This is a genomic window from Streptomyces sp. x-80 (genome assembly GCF_046549095.1).
GTDB classification, from domain to species: Bacteria; Actinomycetota; Actinomycetes; order Streptomycetales; family Streptomycetaceae; genus Streptomyces; species Streptomyces celluloflavus.
The window spans coordinates 126,718-148,018 of record NZ_JAJPWM010000013.1 but is presented as its reverse complement, the minus strand read 5'-3'; the positions used below and the strand labels follow the sequence as shown (position 1 = coordinate 148,018).

General features: G+C 68.8%; 9 protein-coding genes and 1 pseudogene. 3 read left to right on the top strand and 7 right to left on the bottom strand.

Annotated features, from left to right (window positions below):
- Nucleotides 1-6 precede the first annotated feature (6 nt).
- Complete coding sequence (locus tag ACLJWH_RS25760) at nucleotides 7-1,221, top strand: acyl-CoA dehydrogenase family protein (protein ID WP_411144123.1); 1,215 nt, start codon at nucleotides 7-9, stop codon at nucleotides 1,219-1,221.
- A gap of 63 nt (nucleotides 1,222-1,284) precedes the next feature.
- Here the strand turns inward: ACLJWH_RS25760 and ACLJWH_RS25755 are convergent, their stop codons facing one another.
- From ACLJWH_RS25755 to ACLJWH_RS25745, 3 genes are all read right to left on the bottom strand, one after another.
- Nucleotides 1,285-1,896, bottom strand: coding sequence for a TetR/AcrR family transcriptional regulator (locus tag ACLJWH_RS25755; protein WP_411144122.1), 612 nt, complete (start codon nucleotides 1,894-1,896; stop codon nucleotides 1,285-1,287).
- An 83-nt stretch (nucleotides 1,897-1,979) separates the two neighbouring features.
- Nucleotides 1,980-3,641 (bottom strand): class I adenylate-forming enzyme family protein, encoded by a 1,662-nt coding sequence (locus ACLJWH_RS25750; protein WP_411144121.1) that lies wholly within the window; start codon nucleotides 3,639-3,641, stop codon nucleotides 1,980-1,982.
- 199 nt (nucleotides 3,642-3,840) lie between these two features.
- Nucleotides 3,841-4,617: an SDR family oxidoreductase gene (locus tag ACLJWH_RS25745; RefSeq protein WP_411144120.1), complete on the bottom strand. Its 777-nt coding sequence runs from the start codon at nucleotides 4,615-4,617 to the stop codon at nucleotides 3,841-3,843.
- Nucleotides 4,618-5,479: 862 nt separating this feature from the next.
- On the opposite strand from ACLJWH_RS25745, the gene ACLJWH_RS25740 reads away from it, so the two are divergent.
- Complete coding sequence (locus tag ACLJWH_RS25740; protein ID WP_411144119.1) at nucleotides 5,480-6,805, top strand: exo-beta-N-acetylmuramidase NamZ domain-containing protein; 1,326 nt, start codon at nucleotides 5,480-5,482, stop codon at nucleotides 6,803-6,805.
- Nucleotides 6,806-7,150: 345 nt separating this feature from the next.
- Here the strand turns inward: ACLJWH_RS25740 and ACLJWH_RS25735 are convergent, their stop codons facing one another.
- Nucleotides 7,151-7,606 (bottom strand): hypothetical protein, encoded by a 456-nt coding sequence (locus ACLJWH_RS25735; protein WP_411144118.1) that lies wholly within the window; start codon nucleotides 7,604-7,606, stop codon nucleotides 7,151-7,153.
- 744 nt (nucleotides 7,607-8,350) lie between these two features.
- Between ACLJWH_RS25735 and ACLJWH_RS25730 the strand changes: the two are divergent.
- Nucleotides 8,351-9,075: pseudogene (locus ACLJWH_RS25730) on the top strand (site-specific integrase); the annotation flags it as partial.
- A 96-nt stretch (nucleotides 9,076-9,171) separates the two neighbouring features.
- Here ACLJWH_RS25730 and ACLJWH_RS25725 read toward each other — a convergent pair.
- The 3 genes from ACLJWH_RS25725 to ACLJWH_RS25715 all read right to left on the bottom strand — a co-directional run bounded on the left by ACLJWH_RS25725 (nucleotide 9,172) and on the right by ACLJWH_RS25715 (nucleotide 20,967).
- Nucleotides 9,172-9,834 carry a hypothetical protein gene (locus ACLJWH_RS25725; protein ID WP_411144117.1) on the bottom strand — a complete coding sequence of 221 codons (663 nt, stop codon included), beginning with the start codon at nucleotides 9,832-9,834 and terminating at the stop codon, nucleotides 9,172-9,174.
- A complete protein-coding gene (locus ACLJWH_RS25720) occupies nucleotides 9,834-16,697 on the bottom strand; it encodes a polymorphic toxin-type HINT domain-containing protein (RefSeq protein ID WP_411144116.1) in 6,864 nt (2,287 codons plus the stop codon). The genes ACLJWH_RS25725 and ACLJWH_RS25720 overlap by 1 nt, the downstream gene beginning before the upstream one ends.
- A gap of 178 nt (nucleotides 16,698-16,875) precedes the next feature.
- Complete coding sequence (locus tag ACLJWH_RS25715; RefSeq protein ID WP_411144239.1) at nucleotides 16,876-20,967, bottom strand: LamG-like jellyroll fold domain-containing protein; 4,092 nt, start codon at nucleotides 20,965-20,967, stop codon at nucleotides 16,876-16,878.
- Between the last annotated feature and the right edge of the window lie 334 nt (nucleotides 20,968-21,301).

Here is a 21,301-nt window from a genome sequence, read left to right as displayed (position 1 = left end):
CACCCCATGGACTTCGCATTCGACGCCCGTACCGAAGAACTGCGCGAGCGGCTGCTGGCCTTCATGGCCACGCACGTACTGCCCGCCGAGCGGACCGCGGACGAGCAGCGGGCGGCGCTCGCCTCCCCCTGGGACACCCCGCCGGTGGTCGAGGAGCTCAAGGCCGAGGCGCGCCGGCAGGGGCTGTGGAACCTGTTCCTGCCGGACCCGGAGTACGGCGCGGGGCTGACGAACCTTCAGTACGCGCCGCTCGCGGAGATCACCGGCCACAGCCCCCAGCTGGCGCCCACCGCGCTGAACTGCGCCGCCCCGGACACCGGCAACATGGAGGTGCTGGCGCAGTTCGGCACCGAGGCGCAGCGCGAGCAGTGGCTGGCACCGCTGCTGGCGGGCGAGATCCGGTCGGCGTTCGCGATGACCGAGCCCGACGTGGCGTCCTCGGACGCGACGAACATCGAGACGCGGATCGACCGGGACGGCGACGACTACGTCATCAACGGCCGGAAGTGGTACATCTCCGGCGCGATGAACCCGCTGTGCCAGATCTTCATCGTGATGGGCAAGACCGATCCGGACGGCCCCGACATCCGGCGCCAGCAGTCGATGGTGCTCGTCCCGCGCGACACCCCCGGTCTGGAGGTGAAGCGCGCCATGCGGGTGTACGGCTACGAGGACCACTCCCACGGCGGCCACGCCGAGGTGGTCTTCGACGACGTACGGGTTCCGGCGGGCAATCTGATCGGCGAGGAGGGCGGCGGCTTCGCCATCGCCCAGGCCCGGCTCGGCCCCGGCCGGATCCACCACTGCATGCGGCTGATCGGCTTCGCGGAACGCGCCATCGAGCTGATGTGCCGCCGCGCGGTGGCCCGTACGGCCTTCGGCAAACCGCTGGCCCAGCAGGGCGTGATCCAGGAGTGGATCGCGGACGCGCGGGTCGCGGTGGAACAGCTGCGGCTGCTGGTGCTGAAGACCGCCTGGCTGATGGACACCGTCGGCAACAAGGGCGCGCACACCGAGATCCAGGCCATCAAGATCGCCACCCCGCGCACGGTCGTGGACATCCTCGACCGGGCGGTACAGCTGTACGGTGCGGGCGGGGTCAGCCAGGACTCGCCGCTGGCGGAGCTGTGGGCCGCGGCGCGCACGCTGCGGCTGGCGGACGGTCCGGACGAGGTGCACCTGCGGTCGCTGGCCCGGCGCGAGCTGAAGAAGTACCGGTAGCGGACGGCGGAACGCCGGCGGGGCCCCCGCACTGCCACGGGGCTCCGCCGGCGCCCGCGGGTGCTACGGCCGCAGCGCGCGCAGCAGCAGCTCGGCGAGGTGGTCGGCGACCTGCTGCGGGGTGAGCGGGCCGTCCGCGCGGTACCAGGTGCCCAGGTGGTGCACGGAGCCGAAGTGGTAGTCCACGATGAGGTCGGCCGGGATGTCGGCGGCGAACACTCCGGTGCGCTGGCCCTCCTCGACCAGCGCCCGGAACCGCTCGTGGTAGCGCCGCCGTTCGGCCCGTACCTGCTTGTCCTTCTCCGGGCTGAGGAGGTGCATCGAACGGAAGAAGATCGTGGCGTCGTCGAGGTTCTCGATGGTGGTGACGACGACATCGGCCGCGGCGTCCCGCAGCCGCTGTTCGACCGGCGCGCCGGAGCTCGCGAAGTGGTCCAGACGCTCCTGCTGGAGCCGCAGCACCCGGCCGTAGACCTCGTGCAGCAGATCGTCCTTGGAGCCGAAATAGTGGTACAGGGCGCCCTTGGTGACGCCCGCCGCGTCGACGATCTCCTGGACCGAGGTGCGGTCGTAGCCCTGCTCCGCGAAGAGCCTGGTGGCGGTGGCCAGCAGCCGCTGGGCCACGGGCTTCGTACCGCCGCCGCCGACGCCGCCGCCGTCCTTCGTCCCGGCCATCGTCCTCACCTGTCCTTCGTCCGTACGCGCCTGTCGTGCCGGTGGCCGGGCCGCCCGGCCGGGGGCCCGCGGGGTACCCCGGGTCATGCGCGGTCGCGCAGCTCCCGTCGGAGGATCTTGCCACTCGTGGTTTTCGGCAGCTCCGGCAGGATCTCCACCTCCCGGGGATATTTGTACGCCGCCAGCCGCTCCTCGCAGTGGGCGATCAGCTCCGCGGGCGCCGGGGCGGCCCCCGGCCGCAGGCTCACATACGCCTTCACCGACTCGCCCCGGTAGGCGTCGGGCACGCCGACGACGGCCGCCTCGCGCACCGCCGGGTGGGTGTAGAGCACGTCCTCGACCTCCCGCGGCCACACCTTGAAACCGGCGGCGTTGATCATGTCCTTCTTGCGGTCCACGACGTACAGCCAGCCGTCGCGGTCCATGAAGCCGATATCGCCCGTCCGCAGTTCGCCGTCCGGAATGCTCTCGGCGGTGGCGTCCGGCCGCCGCCAGTAGCCGGGCACCACCTGCGGACCACGCACCACGATCTCGCCCTGCTCGCCGAACGGCACGTCCCGGCCACCCTCGTCGATGATCCGGACCACCGTGTCCGGGCCCGGCACGCCGACCGCCAGGGTGCCGGAGACCGCGTCGACCGGCGCCTCCTTGCCGGGCGGGACGCTGGCACACGGGGCGGTGCACTCGGTCAGGCCGTAGCCGTTGTGGAGGTACGGGCCGAAACCGGAGCGGAACTTCGCCACCAGCGCGGGCGGCAGCGGCGCGCCGCCCGAGGACATCATCCGGAAGGACGCGAAGTGCTCCCGGCTGACGTCGGGATGGGCCATCAGCGCCATGTACGCGGTGGACGGGCCGACGGTGTAGGCGGGGCGGTGCTCCAGGAAGGCGTCCAGGACGACGCCCGCCTCGAAGCGGTAGGCCAGCACGAGGGTGCCGGCGTTGCCGAGGGCGGCGGACAGCTGGCAGACCATACCGGTGATGTGGAAGAGCGGGGCGAGCGCGAAGTACGTGGCGCCTTCCGGGAGGGGGAGGCCGGTGCGCTGCCGCTCGGCGTTGTAACTGATGTTGCCGTGGGTGTTGGTGGCGCCCTTGGGGGTTCCGCTGGTGCCGGAGGTGTAGCTGATCAGCGCGATGTCGTCGGCGGTGAGGGCCGGACCGTCCGGGACGGCAGCTATCGCTCCGCCCGTGCGGGCAACGGTCAGCAGGTCGTCGGCGCCCTCGCGCGCCCCGAGCCGCTCACCGCGCAGCACCCGGGGATCGTCGCGGGTCTGGAGCTCCCATTCGCAGGCGGTGAGCGCGATCCGCACCGAGGGCGCCTCGGCGGCGGTGGCGCGCAGGAAGCGGTCCCAGGTGTGGTCGGCGCAGATGACGGCGGTGACCTCGGCGTCGTGCAGGATGTGCCGCATCTCCCCGGACTTGTACATCGGGTTGACGGGGACGGCCACCCCACCCGCCTTCCAGACCCCGAGCAGCGCGAGCACGAAGTGCGGGGTGTTCTGGAGCATCACCGCGGCCCGGTCACCGCGCCGGAAGCCGCGGGCGGCGAGGTGGGCGGCGACGCCGTCGGAGAGCGCGTCGGCCTCGGCGTAGGTCAGCCGTCCGTCGAAGTAGGCGAGCGCGGTACGGCCGGGCGCGCGCCGGACCGCGTCCCGGAAGGCGTGCAGCGGCGAGGCCGGCGGCTGGACGGGCGCGCGCTGGGCGTCGTTGAGCTGCGCCAGCCACGGCTTGTCCTGGTACGAGGTCATCGGTGCGGCCCTCTCTTCCTGGTCATGTGGACGCCTGGTCATGTGGTCACGTGGTCGCCCGGTCACATGGTGGTCCGGTGGCTGGTCGCCCCGGTGGCCTGGTTTGTCTGCATCGTCCCTGCCGAGTGCCAGCGCCGTGCAGCCGGGGTGGAGCGGGACCGGGACCGGGCCGCCCGGCCCGGTCCCGGGGAGCGAGGCGCTAGGAGACGTCCCGGCCCTCCGTCTGCTCCCACTTCTGCTGGAGGTGGTTCATCCCGCTGAGCCAGCGGTCCGGGTCGGCGGCCCGCGCGGTGTAGTAGCCGGCGACCTCCGGGTGCGGCAGGACCAGGAACCGGCCCGCCTCGATGGCGGCGAACAGCGCGTCCACGACGACATCGGGCTCGACGGCCCCCGGCCTGAGGACCAGATCACCGGCGGTGCCGGTACCGGCGAGCATGTCGGTGCGGACGCCCTGCGGACAGATGGCGTGTACGTCGATGCCCCGGTGGCGATAGGTCGCGGAGAGCCATTCGGCGAAGGCGTAGGCGCCGTGCTTGGTGACGCTGTACGGCGCGGAGCCGACCATGGTGAGCAGCCCGGCGGCGGAGACCGTGGAGATGAAACGCCCGCTGCCGCGTTCCAGCCAGTGCGGCACCAGCTCGCGGGCGGCCCGGACATGCGCCATGACATTGACGTCCCAGGCTTGCTGCCAGACGTCCTCGGCCGCCTCGGGACCCCCCGCGTCGCCCCGGCCGGCGTTGGCGCAGAAGATGTCCACGGCACCGCCGAGCGCCTCGCGGGCGGCCGGAACGACGACGGAGGCGTCACCCGGGACCGCGATGGCCCCGATCTCGGCCGCGGTCCGCTCGGCCTTCTCCCGGTCCAGGTCGTTGACCACCACCCGAGCCCCCTCGGCGGCGAACCGGCGGGCCAGCGCGGCGCCGATCCCCCCGCCCGCTCCAGTGACGACAACGGCCTTGTCCCGTACGGCTTCCACGCTGGGGCTCCCTTTGGTCTTGCGGTTGGTCTTGGTCTTGGTGGGTTGGTCTTGGTCTTGGCCTGGGTGGGTTGGTCTTGGTCTTGGCCGGTTGGTCTTGGCCGGTTGGCCTCGGTCAGTCTCGGTCGGAGTCGGGCTCGGTTGCACGTGGTCTCGGTCGCGCACGGTTTGAGTCGCGCGCGGTCCCGTTCGGGCGCGGTCATCAGTCGCACTCGACTCCGGCCGACAAGGACGCCGACTGACAGGTAACCGGCCGACAGATCGCAGCCGATCGCCTCCGACTCGACTGACCGGCGGATCGAATGGTGGATCAACTGGCGGCAGACTAACCAGTCGGTATGTCTGGTGGAAGGGGTCCGCCACCGCGATGGCCGGATGCGTCCCCGTCGCGATGTGGCGGCCGGGTCCGTTCCACGACCGCACGTCAGCCGAATACGTTTCAGATGTTTCAGACGTTTCAGGACACCGCACCGGCCCGATACGTTCCGGCAGGTTCCCCATCCGCATGACAGCCGGGTACGTCCCACGGCGATGCGACAGCCGATTACGTCCTGCGGCGACGGCGCGACGACCAAGTACGTCCCCGAGCGACGCGACAGCCGGGTGCGTTCCGCATCGGTGCGACGGCCCGGCACGTTCCGCATCGGCCCGAGCCGCGTTAGCGTGCGCACGACACACACCACGGCCACCCCTCCTGTCCCCCGGCCCTCCGATCCCCCAGCTACCGCTCTCCCCCGGCTCTCGCTTCCCCGGCCACTGCCCCCTCAGTGACCACCTCTCAGTGACCACCCCTCAGCGTTCCCCCAATGACCACCCTCTCGGTGACCCCTGGTGACCCCTGACTGATCACGGAGGTCTGCACATGGCCCTGTCGAGACGCGTACTGCTCGGGCATCTGGCGGCGACCGGCGCGGCCGGCGCGGCGCTCACCGCGACGGCGGGGCCGGCCCGTGCGGCGGGGGCGGCCCAAGCCGCGGGAGCTGCTGCGGACTCGGCCCACCTACCGGGCCGGCCGGAGCCCGGCGGGCGGCGGGTCCACACCGGCTTCGACCGACTGGCCGCCGACGGCTACCGCCTCCTCGACGGCCACCGGGTCGGCATCGTCACCAACCCCACCGGCATCACCCCGGGCCTGCGCCACATCGTCGACGTGATGCACGCCGACAACCGGGTACGGCTGACCGCCGTCTTCGGCCCCGAACACGGTTTCCGGGGCACCGCCCAGGCAGGCGGCTCGGAGGGCCGCTACGACGACCCGGCCACCGGCCTGCCCGTTTACGACACCTACGACAAGAGCGGCAAAGAACTCGCCGACATCTTCACCGCCTCCGGCGTGGACACCGTCATCTTCGACATCCAGGACGTCGGCGCACGCTTCTACACCTACATCTGGACCCTCTACGACTGCATGGTGGCCGCCGCCCGCGCCGGCAAACGGTTCGTGGTCCTGGACCGCCCCAACCCGGTAACCGGCCGCTCGGCCACCGGCCCGGTACTGGACAAGGCGTACGCCTCCTTCGTCGGCCGCGAGCCCATCTCACAGGCCCACGGGATGACGGTGGCGGAGTTGGCCCTCCTGTTCAACGGCGAGTTCGTCCCGAAGGCCGCCGGCCGGCCGGTGGAACTGGACACCGTCCTGATGACGGGCTGGCGACGCGACGACTTCTTCGACGCCACGGGACTGCCCTGGGTACCGCCCAGCCCCAACATGCCCACCCCCGACACCGCCCTCGTCTACGCCGGCACCTGCCTCTTCGAGGGCACCAACCTCTCCGAAGGCCGCGGCACCACCCGCCCGTTCGAACTGCTCGGCGCACACGGCATCGACCACCGCTGGTCCGCCGCCGCCAACGAACTGGCCCTCCCCGGCGTCCACTTCAGAGAGGCGTATTTCGCCCCCACCTTCTCCAAATTCCAGGGCAAAACCATCGGCGGCCTCCAACTCCACCTCCACGACCGCACCACCTTCGACCCGGTACGCACCGGCATCGCCCTGCTCATGACCGCGAAACAGACCTGGCCCGACTTCGCCTGGCGCTCGGACCACGGCATCGACCACCTCACCGGCTCCGCCACCGTACGGACCATGATCGACGCGGGGGCGAGTACGGACGAGGTGGTCACCTCTTGGCGCGCCGGACTCCGGCAGTTCCGGGGGGTACGGGGACGGTACCTGCGGTATCGGTAACAGAAGCCGACGAGCCCACCGGTCAGGCGCCACCCCACTGCGCAAACAGCAACACACAGAGCCGAATTGCCGACGTGCTCACAACCACCACATGCCCGCCGCTCTGCAAGCACTGCCCCACCCCGACTTCAGCCGGCCCGCACTCGGCGAATTCACCTGCCAACCTCTTGATTGGCTACGGCACCGCCCTTACCAATCCCACCATCCGGCGGGCTTCCACCGCCTCCCTCTCCCCGCGCTGCGCCTTCCGAACCCCCAGCGGTACGAGGTGATCACGACGGCGCCCCCACATATTCCTCAAACCGGCCCACGAGTGCTCACCGGCCGACATATGACGGCAATTCCTCAGCTGCCAGGCAACGACACCTTCCTGAGAGGCATGACCAGCGCGGCAAAGAGCACCTGAACACCAGCCAAGATCAAAAGCATGTTCAACGGCGTGAATATCACGTAAGGCCACAGCGGGAAAAGGAGCAGGAATCCCGCTCTGAGCCTGAAGGAGCCGACTGTCTCTTGATGTCTGTGCCGAGCGATAAATCCCAGGACCACCAGAGACTGCCAGCCCTCGATCAACAATGGCCCCCATCCGCCGGACAGGCCCCGCAAAAAGGATTCCCAGAACGGCAGTCGCACAGAAAAGTCCAAGGATGTCGGATCATTGGGGCGATCAAATGTGGCCGCCACGAGAACCCAACCCAGCGCAAAGATAATGACGTATCGAATGCCGCAGCGCACAAGCCAACGAAGGGTTGACTCATCTGAACGCTCCAGGGGATCTACAGAATTCACGGCAGCACGCATTCACTTCCAGCCCGTCACGGCTATCGATTACCGGAATTTCCAAGCCATCACCAAACACTCCACGGAAATCAAGGAGTCAAATCCATGGATACTTATCCTCACACAACCTCACCCGAGCCACAAACGCCTCCCCCAACCACCTCACTTGGTCCCGCGACCGCCGCGACAGCCTGGAGGACAGAGCGAGATTCACTCTGATACCGAGGGGTCAGAACATGACGGCCAATCGGTTTGACCAGGAGGCTGCCCACGTCTCGCATACCTTACCCTTCTCGGCATAAGTATCACTCCTGAGAAAACCTGCACTCCCGCGAGAATCCACAGCCCTTCCCCTCCCCCAGCGAAGAAGAAAGGCCACAGAGGCATGAGGAGCAGAAATCCCATCACTGTTCGCAATGAAACATTCGCCCGCTCCGCAATCAATCCTGCCGCTATCATAAAAAGGACGAGAGACTGACCGCCAATAATCGCCAGCACCGACGGCCCGTCAGCCAGCCCCATCCTGAAAGACTCCCAGAAAGAAAGGACTGCATCGATATCCACGCCCACTCGCCGCGGGTCGGGGCGGCGCAGGCTCACGACACAATAGAGAACCCATCCAGCCGAAAACGCGAAACAATAGCAAACAATAGTCCGAACGAACCATCTAATGATATTCATTTCCCCCACGGCCTCACCCGTCATCGCCCCACCCCTCTCACGCAAGCGCAGCTGATCCGCGTGCCATTTGTCTGCACAACGGCGGCCCGGAACATCGATACGGCTCCCCCTACTCCGCACCGCTTCACACCATTCTCATCGCAGCCGCAGCCCAGCAAACCCTCCCTACGGCTGGTGCGGACCGACTGCAATCCCTGTTCAAACTCGCCCTGCACGCTGAACTCCGCAAAGGCGAACTCCTCAGCCTCCACTGGGACGACATCGATCTCATCAACGGCACCGCCGCCACCCGCCGCACCCTCCAGCTCACCAGCTCAGGCGGGCTCACCACGCCGCCTACCAAGAGCCCGAGCTTCCGAACGCCGCATCACCCTCCCCGCCAGTTGCCTCCACCCGCCGAAGCTTCACCGCGAGCAGCAGCGGGCGGAGCCGGACGGATCTGGTGCCGAATGGCAGGGAAACGGGCGCGTCTTCACCACTGCGCAGGGCCGCCCCATCGGCCCGACCAACCTCATCCACACCTTCAACACGCTCCTCCGCCGCGCTGGCCTCCGCCGCATCCGCTTCCACGACATCCGCCACTCGACCGCCGTCCTGCTCCTGGAACAGGGCGTCGAACTCGTCGTCAACAAGGACTCCTCGGCCACGCCCACATCGGCGTCACGGCCGGCGTCTACGCGCACGTCCGCCTCCGCCTCCAGCGCGACGCCATCGACACCCTCAGTGCCGTCCTTGACGGCCCTGCCAACGACGAGTCGACCTACGACGACGGCAACGACCCGCCGCTGTGCGGAGCCACCGTCCACTGACGTTGCCGTCAACTGCTGCCGTCACCCCATGCAGAAGCCCCATCAGGATGCACCTGACGGGGCTTCAAATTGCAGAAGCATCCTACCCAGTGACTCTCAATACCCGGGCGGGACCACGAAACTCGGCAAGGAACCTTGACCGCCCATAGGTCCATAGTTGGCGGTCAGGGTTGCGGCGTACCCGTCCGGGACGGTCCGCCCCGCGAAGGTCAGCGGAAGATACGACTCCAACGCGCCTGATACGTCCAGGAAGGGCCCGAACTGCGTGCACCATTCATTCCGTGCAACTGCGTTCGGGAACCCCCGAAAAACTGCAACTTCGGGATCCCTTTCACCCCAGCATCCCCATCTTCCGGAAGGTCCGGTCGCAGTAATGACGTTCGCCGAGATCGCGATCGACCCCATGATGTCGCCGTCCGGCTCGTAACCGATCGCGGCCCAATAGTCGTCCACGTCAGCCTCGACGGACAACGACATCGCCGGGTACATCCCGTACTCCGGGACGTAGAACGCATCGCAATCCGGCTCAAGAACCAGCAGTTCGACGCACCCGTCACCATGCCACCGAGCCATCGCACAGAGCGCCGACCAGAAGTCCGGGGCGAGGACAGCATCGAACTCACAAAACAGCGAGTCTCCAGCACCCTCCTTGAAGACCTGGTTGGGCAACCTGGCGTCAAGGTCGAAGGCGGCTGCGCCACGGGAGCGAACATCCAGGTAGTCGTTGCGATCGATCACAATCGAGTTCGCCTCTGCCATCAATCCTCACCCAGCCTGATCTTGATGTCGGCCTTCTTGGACCCTGGATTGTAGTAGTCCGCCGTCCACCCCTCGTGACTGTTGGCCTTCCCTCGGAGGAAATACCTTGCCCCATCCTTCTCGTACATGATGTTCGGGCCCTTTTCGGTGCGAGTCCACCCATTGACCTGAAGGTTCTTTCCGAACTCCACGGGACCGACGTCCGTCGATTTGTTCCGCATGCGGGCGCCGGGGCTAGTGATGTCCTCATATTTCGACGCGGTCGAACAGTTGCTGTTGTGAACGAGTACTGGCGTCTTCCCCGCCAGCACATAGTACGTGTGCGTGCCCTCGACGGTCAGATCGTGTGTCCGCTGCTGCTTGTGGAAGTGGCGGACCGCAGTGACCTTGGTTGTTGCGCCCTGGGGCGTGCGGAGTTCGGTGCCCGGGTGGAGGTCGCCGGCGTTGATCCACTTCTTCTTGTCGACGGACCAGAAGGGGTGGGTGTCGGTGGCGATGATGCTGGAGTCGCCGGACGGGGTCCTGACGGTGAGGTCGGTGAAGTGTTTGTCTTCCTTGGTGACGATGGTGGCAACGACAGGGCGAGTGGTGGTTTCGCCGGTTTCAGGGTCGGTGGCTATGACTTTGTCGCCGGTTTCGACATCTTCTATTTTCTTCTTCTTGCCGTCGGCTAGGGCCACTTCCGTGTCGGGCAGGAAGCTGTGACAACCTCCGCCACGCTTGTATCCGCGTAGGCCCAGGCGTCCCCCGGGCCCCTCGCCACCGCCGCCTGCATGGACTCCCGCTCCTATGGCGTTCGCCACCAACTCCCAGCGCCCTTCGGGGCAGTGCCCCTCCATCTCCGCGCAGGCCACCAGTTTCAGGATGGCCAGGCTCAAATGGGTGTTCGGGTCATACGGGTCGATGTTGAACATGCCCTGATAGAAGAGCTTTTGGTCGGTCGCTCGGTCGTAGACGCGGTTGGTGAACTCCTCAGCTCGGTCCCAGGTGGCGTCGACGGTGAGTCCCGGAAGCACCATGGCCTTGGGCCGAGGAGCTCGATAGTGTCCCCACTTCGATGGGTTGATCGCTGCGAGACCGTTGAGGAAATCACGACGGTCCTTTTTCGAGCCCCAGTCCATCCACGGGCAGCTGACAGGGTCACACCCCTTGGACCCGTTCTCCGCAGGCCGCAACAGGCCGCTGGGGTCGGAATCGGTGACGGGGTTGCTGCCCGCGTAGGTGTAACCGTTGAAGGACTCCGAATCGGCCAGGTTCAGCAACGGGTCCACCGAGAGAAAGCGGCCCGCCTCCGGGTCGTATTCGCGGGCGCCGAGGTGGGTGAGGCCGGTGTCGGTGGTGTCGTCGGTGCCGCCGACGAAGCCTCTGGAGCCGGGCCAGGTGGGTGGTGTGTCGCCGCGGGGGCCGCCGAAGGGCAGGCTGCGGCGTTGGGTGAGGGTCTGGTCGGCGGACTTGATGGCGAGTTGGCCGGTGCCGTGGTGGTCGGCGAGGGTGATGGTGTAGGCGCCGTCGTCGGTCAGGACGGCCTGGTTGCCGCCGCCGAGGGGGATGTAGCGGGTGGCCTTCGGGGTGGCGGCGTCCTTGTCGAGGGTCAGTTCGGTGTGGTCGCCGAGGTAGAGGGTGGTCTTGGTGTCAGTGCGGGCGATGAGGCGGTTGCCGTCGGCGTCGTAGAGGTAGGAGGTGGTCTTGGTGCCGTTGTCGCCGGTGGGTTCGGTGACCTTGGCGAGGTGGCCTTCGGCGTCCCAGTCCAGGGTCTGTTTGTCGCCCTTGAGGGTGCGGGCGATGGTGTTGCCCGTGGGGTCGTAACCGTAAGTGCTCTGGGCCGTTCCGGTCGGCCCGGTGGTGTCGACCGCGGTGAGGCTGTGGGGCTGGGCCGTGCCGGGCTTCGGGTAGGTGTAGGTGCTCTTGGTGTCCTTGGCCGCGTCGCCCGCCGGGTCGTGCTGGGTCAGGGTACGGCGGTTGCCCGCCGCGTCGTACGCGTAGGACTGCCAGTAGGGAGCGGGACCGGCGATCAGATTGCCGGCCGGGGCATCCGCGCAGGTCTTCTGGTTCTGGGTCCAGGCTTCGGTGAGACGGCGCAGGAAGTCATAGGTGAAGCACTGGGTGTCGGTGCCGGAGCGGGAGACGTCCGAGACGGCGGTGATGTTGCCCGCCGGATCGTAGCCGTAGGTGGCGGACTGGTCGACGCCCGCGACGCCCAGACGGTCGACGCGGGAGTTCGACAGGCGCTGCGTGCCGAACTCGTAGGTGTTGGTGACCTGGGTGAGCCCGCCGCTGTTGATCTTGTAGGTGAGGGGCTGCCCGACGTGGTTGTACGTCGGGTCGGCGCGGAAGCCGGAGCCGAAGACGGCGGTGGTGCGCATGGTGTCGTCGTCGTAGTTGTAGTTCCAGCCCTTGCCGAGGATGTTCCCGACGGTGGAGAAACTGCGGCCCCGTACCAGGCCGTTGCCGTAGTACAACGTGCCGGCTTCGTAGCTGCCGGCCAGTTTGCCTTCGGAGTCGGGAATGACCGTGGCCATGCGCTGCGGCCGGTAGAGGCGGTCGTACTGGGTGATCTTGTTGGTGTACGGCTTGCCGTCGATGTAGCGGGTGGATTCGGAGAGTTGGCCCCGGGCCCCGGCGACGGTGTCGTAGACCCACTTGGCGCGCAGCGGGCCGTCCAGGGCCTTGTCACGGAGTTCGGTCTTGCGGCCGAGGCCGTCGTAGGCGGTGGCGAGGGTGGTGCCCCGGGAGTCGGTGGTGGTGGTCTGCTGGCCCCGGTCGTCGAAGGTGGCCTTCGAGGTGCCCTTGTCCGGGTCGGTGGACTGGGTCTGGTTGCCGGCCTGGTCGTAGGTGTAGGTCCAGCTGTTCCCGGCCGGGTCGGCGACCTTGGCCAGCTCTCCCTTGGGGGTGTAGGCGTAGCGCGTGGTCTCGGCCGGGGCGTCGGCCGCGCGGGTGTGGTGCTGGAGGAGTTCGGTGGTCTTGCCGCGGGCGTTGGTCACCGTGGTGGTGGCGGTGGCGCCCTCGGGCGGGATGACGGTGGTGCGGTCGCCTCCGTAGAGGGTGCTGGTGACGGCGAGGACCTTGCCGCCGTCTCCGTTGCCGGCGACCTGGCGGGACTCGGTGGTGCGGCCGAGCCCGTCGTAGGTGTTCCAGGTCTGCGTTTCGACGCTGAGGGCGTTCTCGGGCTTGAAGAGGTCCCGGGCGGGCTTGCCGGTGGTGTAGTACGGCGCGAACGACTTGGCGGTCAGGCCGCGTTCGTCATAGAAGGTGTCGCTGATCAGCCGCCCGGCGTCCGGACCGGGGACCTGTGTCTGGCGTGCCCGCAGGTAGCCGTCGTAGAGGGTGTACGAGACGGTCTGGGTGCCGCCGGCCGGGTTGAGGGTGCGGGTGGCGACGGCGGTCGGCTTGCCCTCTTCGACGAAGTAGTTGAACTGGTAGGTGGGCACCGCCGGACTGGCCCGGTCGGCCAGATAGACCATCCACGACCGGCCCAGGGCGTCGTAGCGCAGTGTGGTCCGCTTGCCGTTGGTGTCGACGGTCGCGGCGGGCAGACCGCGCAGTGGGTCGAGTTCCGTCGTGGTGGTCTGCGCGGTGGCGCTGTCCTTGCCGTCGGCGGGCGGGGTGACGGTGGTGGTCTTGGCGGGGATGCCGGTGGCCGGGGTGTAGGCCGTGGTGGTCGTGCGGCCGTCGGTGCGGGCCGTGCGGGCGGGGGCGCTGTCCCCGATGGCGGTGACGTCGGCGGTGAGGTCGGTGACCTTCTCCGGGCGGCCGTAGGCGTCGTAGGTGGTGCCGGACTCCAGGTAGGTGGCCGTGGTGCCGTCGTGCTTCTTCAGCGTCGCGGAGGTGGTGGCGTCGCCCTTGGTGGGCGCGGTTCCGTACGAGCCGCCGTCGTACGCGGTGCGGACATCCACGATGACGTCCTTCGCGCGGTCGGGGCTGGTGGCGCACTTCTTGGCGACGGTCTCGACCCGGGCGGGCAGGGTGAGGAGGTTCTTGTCGGTGTTGGTGGCGTAGGTGGTGCGGGTGCACTGGTCGTCGTCCTGGTCGGCCTCGTCCCCGAGGTCGCTGACCTCGGTGACACGTCCGGCGACGGTGTCATAGGTGGACGCGGTCGCCGTGGTGCGCCACTTGGCCCCGGCTCCTTGGTCCAGCGAGGTCCACGAGCGGGAACTCGCGGTGCCGGTGAAGTTGGCGGTGACGGTCCCCCAGTCCCGCGTCTTCTTGGCCGTCTCGTGGTGCCAGGGCCTGCTGACGGTCTTGGCCAGGACCTTTCCGCCGGGGGCCGAGTAGGTGACCGTCTTGTAAGGGAAGCCGGCCGTGGAGGAGTGCTCGGCGATGGCGTCGCCCTCGCCGTCGCCCAGGGAGACGTTGACGCTCTTGCTGCCGCCGGTGGTCGTCTTGCGGTCGCCGTCCATACCGCGCAGGAAGTAGCTGTCCTCCTGTGTCTTCATGGCGGTCGCGGCGGGGCCCTGGCCGCCGGTCTGTACGCGTACCTGGCCGTAGCCGCGCCACTGCGACCAGGTCTTGAACTTTTCCTTGGTCAGGCCGTCGTCATCGTCGTAGTGCCAGGCCGCGTCGCCGAGGTAGGTGTAGCGGGTGACCTGGTCGGGGGCGCCGCCGGTGCGGTCCGTGGTGGTGACGGCGGTGACGACGTACTTGTTGAACCACTGCCTGTCCGGGTCGTCACTGGAGCTGCCGCCGATGAACTGCGGGAAGCAGCGGGTGGTGTTGGACTCGGGGGTGGGCAGACCGCCGGACGCGCAGGCCGGGGCGGAGTAGGTGACGTCGGTCTGGCCGCCGTACTCGTCGGCGATGGTGGACAGGCGGTCCTTGACGTAGGGCGGGTAGCCGTCGCCGGTCTTGTCGAGGCGGTTGACGAGCTGGGTGTAGGCGAAGGTGGTCTTCGGCAGTGTGGTGGGGGTGGCCGCGGTGTGGCCGGTGTGCTGGATGGATTCCAGTTCGAGCTGGTAGTCGACGTCCGCCTTGCCCCAGCGGTGCGTCAGGGCCCAGGAGTCGACGGGAGTCAGCGCACCGTCCTTGAGGATCTCGGCGGTGATACCGGTCAGCCGCTTGCGGGTCCAGAAGGTGGGCGAGAACCGGCCCTTGTCGCAGGCCGTACCCGCCTTGCAGTTGAGGTCCCAGGGGGTGTCGTACCAGTACTCGCCCTTGGCGTCGATCGTGTCGGCGGCGCAGGTCACCCCGGTCTGCGGCAGGCAGCGTTCGGCGTTGGTGAACGACACCTGGGCCAGTGGCTTGTCCTTGTAGAGGTCGCCGGCCTGCCGGCCGTACTCGATCCGCTTCAGGTAGCCGCCGCGGGTGTAGGGGGTGTCGTCGGTGTCCTTGAGATCGCGGCCGTAGGAGTTGGACTCCTTCTCGTAGTAGTACGCGAGGGCGTCACCGTGCGGGTCGACGACATAGTCGAGGTTCCAGCGCCAGCCTTGCTGGCACCAGGAGTCCTTGAAGGTGTCCTTGTGGCAGGGCTCGCCGGCGTCGTTGCCGAACACCGGGACGGTCCAGGTCGAGTCGGTGGTGTCCTTGCCCGCGGCCCAGCCGGGCAGCTTGTGGTAGCCGAAGTAGTAGCGGACGCCGGCGGGGTCGGTCAGTTCCCAGTACTCGTTGTCGTTGTCACCGTTGTCCCGTGCGGCCGAGGTCAGCCTCTTGATCTTGGTGCCGTCGTCGTTCTTGAGCTTCCACTGGTCGGTGCCCGCCGGAACGAGTTCGCCGGCCTTTCCGTTGAAGGAGATGAAGGCGTTGTCGTAGGCCCAGCACAGGTCGCCCGGCTTGTTGCCGTCGGCGTGCTTCACCCCGTCGTCGGAGCAGGGCTTGTAGCGGCGCTCGATGTAGCCGGGCCACAGGTCGAAACCGTCGCCGGCCCAGGAGCCCTGGTTGTTGCTGTTCCCGGTGCGCCCGTCGATGGCGCCCGAGGAGTACGACAGGCCCACCCGGGGCTTGAGGCCGCCGGGCACCTCGGGGACCGGAATGTCGTAGGACCAGCTGAAGTCACCGGTGTTGAGGTTGGTGTCCCAGGTCGCGGACGGGGCGAGGCTGGTCGCCTGGTAGTCGCCCTTGGCGCCCTTGTCGTCGGCCACGGCCGCCAGCACCGTCGGCGCGTTCGACCGCAGCGGCACGGAGGCCGCGGTGAGGGTGTGGTGCTCGCCGTCGTTGGTGGTGGGCAGGGGCTTGGCGGTACGGCAGGACGCCTGGGACGGATCGCTCACCGCACAGGCGGGCAGCTCCACCAGGCGCAGCCGCGAGGCGTACGCGCCGCCGAAGGCACCGGCGAAGCCGCTGTAATCGACGGTCACGCGGAGCGGGCCCGGTGCCTGATCGGGCTGCTGACCGGACTCACCGGGCTGCCCGTCGGGCTGGGACTTGGACGGGGCTGCCGCGGCCGGCTGGAGCGTGAACAACATGCCGTCCACACCGGCCTGTCGCGCCTGCTTCCGGTCCAGCATCCGGGCGGTCACGGCGCCCGGTGCGGTCGCGGCCGTCGTCCGGTGGTCTTGCGCGGACGACTTGGCCGCGTGCGCCGGCTTCGGCGCCTTGGCCGGCTCGTCCGGCTCGTCCGAAGGGGCCTGGGCGGGCGCGAGGGTGAGCGGGAGGCCGTCGGCCTTGCGCGGTGCGACGCCCGCGGACGGTGTGTCCGAGGCGGAGGGGGTGAAGTGGACCGTCGCCTCGGCGGCACCGGGCCATGCGCTCTTGGGGCGCTCCTGGGGGGTGCGCGGTCCCGTCGGCAGCTTCCGTGGTTTGACGTGGATGCCTTCGGTACCGGGGACGGTCCTGCCGACGTCGGGCTGTGCCGCGGCGTCCGGTGCGGCCGATGCTTCCGGCAAGGTCAGCGCCGGCAGCAGCGAACCCACCAGCACCGCGGAGATACCCAAGGCGATTCTGTGTCGCAGACGTCTGCGTCTGCCTGCGCCGACCGTCCCGTTCATTACTGTCCCCACCCCTCGCTGCCGCACCGCAGGCACTCCCGTGGTGCTGCGGTGTTCAATTCCGTGAATGTGTCCGTTGGTGGCTTGGCATGCGGGTCGGTTGTGCACCGCATGCGGTCGGGCGTCAGGTCGCCTTCGGCACCTCGGTCGGCAGTTCGTACATCTCGCCGGCCATGCTGCGGACCTGTTCTGCGGTCAACGCGCCCCGGAAGGCCCATACGTCGTCCACGTCGCCCGGCCAGTAGTTCCCGAAGGAACCGCCGTTCTTGTCCCGCCCGACCTGGAACGACTTGAGGGCTTCGAAGGAGATGACGTTCTCGGCCCACGGCACCGCTTCGGCGCACTGCGGGTCGTCGGCCTGGCCGTCGCCGTCCCGGTCGACACAAGCCGCCTCGCCGAGCTGGCCGTTGACGTAGATGCGGACCTGTCCGGCGAAGCCGTCGTAGACGACGGCGACGTGGTTCCAGTCGGTCACGCTATTGAACGTCTGACTGTTGGCGGCCCGGTCGATACCGGCGTCCGCGGAGTCGGACCGTGGCATCGCCACCTCCCAGACGCCTTCGGTTCCGGTGTCCTTCGCATCCGGCTGGAACCCCAGCCGGATGCTGCTCGTATTGGCCCCCTCCGCACTCACCACCGTCGCCGGACGCGTAGGCACGGCCGCTGCCCGGACCCAGGCAGTGACGGTGAAGCTGGCGCTGGTGTCGAAGGGGACCGGGCTGGAGGCATAGTCCTTGACGCCGTCCAGGACCAGGCCGCCCTCGCCCATGAACGCTCCCTCCGGGGCCCGCTTCGCGCCGCCGCCCAGGGTCAGCGCCGGGCCGCCCGGTACCGAGTTGGTGCCGATGTCGCTCTCCTGGTCGAACTGCCAGCGGCCGGTCAGGACCGGGCGTTGCTGGAAGAGCTGGTGGATCTCGCCTTCGGAGACGGGGCGGTCGAAGATGCGGACGTCATCGATCTGGCCGGCCAGGTGGTCGGCATAGGCGCCGCGGTAGAGGGCGCGGCCGATCTGCACGGCGCCGTCGCCGCGCCAGGCGCCGGGCGCGGCCGCGGAGCCCTGGAGGACGCCGTTGACGTACAGGCTCACCGTGCCCGCGACGGTGTCGTGGACCGCGGCGAGGTGCGTCCACTGGCCGAGGGCCGCTTTCTGTGTGGACGCGACGCGTTGTGCGGTGAGGCCGCCGTCGGTGGCGTCCTTGGTCGCCAGACGGACGCTCCAGACTCCGCCGAAGGTTTCGTAGGAGAGGTAGAAGGCGCTGAGGAAGCCGCCGTCCTGTCCGACGACGGTCTGGTTGCGGGTGGCGTCGGTGACGCGGGCCCAGGCGGTGACCGCGTAGGACCGTGAGGTGTCGACGTGCGGCGCGGCCACGGAGGCGTAGCCGTCCTTGCCGTCCAGGGTCAGGGCGTTGCCCGCCACCCCGGGGCGGCCGGGCTGTGCGCCCCCGTGGAAGACGGCGGGCAGGACGTCACCGTGGCCCGTCACCTGCTTGGTACCGGCCTCCTCGTCGAGCGGGAAGGCGGCGCGGGCGGGGCGGCCGGGGCCGCTGAGGCGTTCCTTGTTGAACAGGCGGGTGACCTCACCGGCCGAGACGGCTCTGTCGAAGATCTGTATCTCGTCCAGGGAGCCGGGGAAGAAGGCTCCGGGATTGCCGGTGTACGAACCGGCGCCCAGTTGCAGGCCCCGGCGGGCGTTCCAGGCCGTCGTGTACGGCGTCTGGCCGGCCAGCTTGCCGTTGACGTACAGCTGGAGCACCTTGGCGACGCTGTCGTAGGCGCCGACCAGATGGGTCCACTCGCCCGCGGTGACGCCTCCGGGCTGGGGGGCCATTGCGCGGGCGATGCCGGCGTCCTGGCTGTCGGCGGTGTACTGGTTGAAGACCCACCGCTTGAGGTCGGACGAGTAGTACAGCTCGAAGCCGGGGCGGTAGTTGCCCGGCTGGGTGGCGATGATCGCCGCGTGGTCGGGGATCTCGGTCGGCCGGACCCAGGCGGAGACGGCGAAGCCGGCGGAGGTGTCGATCACGGGGATGTCGGTGGAGGCGTAGGCGTCGGTGCCGTTCAGGGACAGCCCCGTCCCCACCACCCCGTCGCCGCCGAGAGTGGCGCCGCCGTGCAGGTCCGCGGTGCGGGCCGGGGTGGAGCCCTTGGCCTCGGTGGCACCGGCCGCCTCGTCCATCTGCCAGGTGGCGCGCTCGGGCTGTCCGGCCCTGACCCGGAACTGGTAGGTACGGATCTCGCTGCCGTTGCCGGCCTCGTCGAATGCCTGGGCGGTCACGAAGTTGACGCCCGGCTTCTGGGGCAGCACGTTGACGTTCTTCGCCGCGCCGCCACTGGTCGTCAGCTGGTTCTTGGCGGACGGGTCGTTGTTGACGCCGTACCGGTAGCGATTGACGTCCTTGGAGGCGGAGCTGAGGGCGAAGGCGCCGTACTGGCCGACACCGTCGTACCAGGGGTCGTCGGGGTTCTCCGGGTCGGAGGGGGGATATGCGCCGGAGTTGATGGCGGGTGCGGCGGGGACGGTGGTGTCGTAGATGAAGTAGCACGCCTGCGGTGCTCCGGCGTAGGACCAGGGCGAGTACTGCGCTCCGTCGTAGACGCGGACGAACCAGTTGACCACCACGTTCTGCGGTACCACCGGCGCGGTGACCGAGAAGTTCGACCCGGACTTCTTCGCCGTGGTCAGGCCCGGCTTCCAGCGCACGATGTTGCCCTTGCCGTCACCGGCGTCCCAGTTGGCCGCGAACTCGACGGCGACGTTGTCGTTGTCCGGATCGGTGATCTGGTTCGCGTACAGCTTCCCCCGGGTGCGGACGTGAGCCGGCGCATCGGACTTCTTGCACGCTCCCCCGTACTCCATCGCCAGCTGCGAGGTCTTCACCTGCGGCGGCGGGCGGTTGTACGTCACCCGCAGATACGCCTTGTCGGAGAACCGCTTCCAGGCGTACCCGTCGGCCTCGCTGCCGGCCTTCAGCCCGAACGTCAGCGTGGGCCACTGGTTGTTCGCGGCCTCCTGGACAGCGGACTTGACGTCGAACTCACCGTCCTTGGCCGCGCATCCCTCATAGCCGTACGCGAAGCTGTCGGAGGCGAGCTGCCGGACCCAGAAGCCGGCGGCGTTCTGGGAGTTCCAGGTCGTCGCGGAGGTGATGGGCCGGGTGCGCCACAGCTGGACCTCCTTCTTGGTACAGGAGGCGGACCAGGTGTTGCGGACCACGAACTCCGCCGACAGGACCGACTTGCCGGCGAACGCGGAGGTCGGGATCTGGTAGAAGAGGCGCTTGGTGTCGTTCGGCTTGCAGTAGTTCCAGTTGCAATAGCCCAGCCCGGCGTCGTGGTCTCCGTTGAACTTCCACTGCGGGGAGGAGGCCCAGTACTTCGACGCCATCGTCCACGACGTGGCACGCGGGGTGGACCACTGCGGGTCGATGAACACCGGGTACACGGTGTCCTTGCCCTTGAGGACCTCGGCATCCGGTGTCAGCACCACCTGGCCCTGACCGGCCGGTACCGCCACGGCCACCGGTGCGAGCTTGCCCGACTCACCCGCCGAGGGCTCGGGGCTCTGCCCGGTCGGGGGCTCGGCCCCCTCCTCCGCCGTGGCGCCCTTCGCCGCCGGGGCACGGCCTTGGTCCTTCGCCGCCGACCGGGCCTGCTGCCCCGCCGGGCCGTCGGCGGCCCGGCCGGGGCTGGAGTCCCACATCATCGGGGTCGGCGCCTCGAAGACCGGGGATCCGGCGCCCTTGTCCACCGCCGCCAGCCCGCCGGCGGAGGTCTCCTTGACGTCCATACCGGCCGCCGCCACCTTCAGCCGCAGCTGCGCCAGCGCCTCGCCGGCGGCGGCCTCGGCAGTCTTCACCACCAACAGCTGGGTGAACCCGTCCGCTTGGGCTCCCATCCGCAGGTCCACGTCCGGCAGCACATCGCGGTACGTCGCCACGTCCCCGTCCAGCACCGGAGCCGGCAACGTGCCCGGCCACGACAGCGCGAGTTCACGCCCCGCGCGCCGCATCCGCACCAGGGGAGCGTCCCCGCCCCCGGAGAACGCCAGGTCCACCGTCGCGGACCTCGGGGCGACGCTTCCGTCGCCGCTCTTGGCCAGATCGGTGTCGATGTCCTTCCACTGGCCGCCGATCCGTGCGCGGACCGGGCGCAGGTACTGCCGCGCCTGCAACTTCCCCTCGGGGGTTGCGAAAACGTCGGCCGACTCGCCCTGCATCGACGTGATCTTCACAGGGTGGCCGGTGCGCACGGCTGTCGCCAACGCCCTTTCCTCCGTGGCCGCCTGGCTGTCCGACGTCTCGGCGCGCGCCGCCGCGGGGCTTGCCTGACGGGGCGCAGACCATGTGAAGGCCGCGGACGGCCCCGGTAGCAGACCGACCGTCAGCACACCGCCCAGCCCGGCGGCCAGCAGTCCAGACATGCGCCTTCGACGCATCCGCGTACCCATCCCCCACACCCCGCCCACAAAAATGAGAATTACGTGAAGATCCCGTAGGACGGGAACCTAAAGGGAATCGGCCGGTGCGGGACAGATCCATGAATTGCCACCG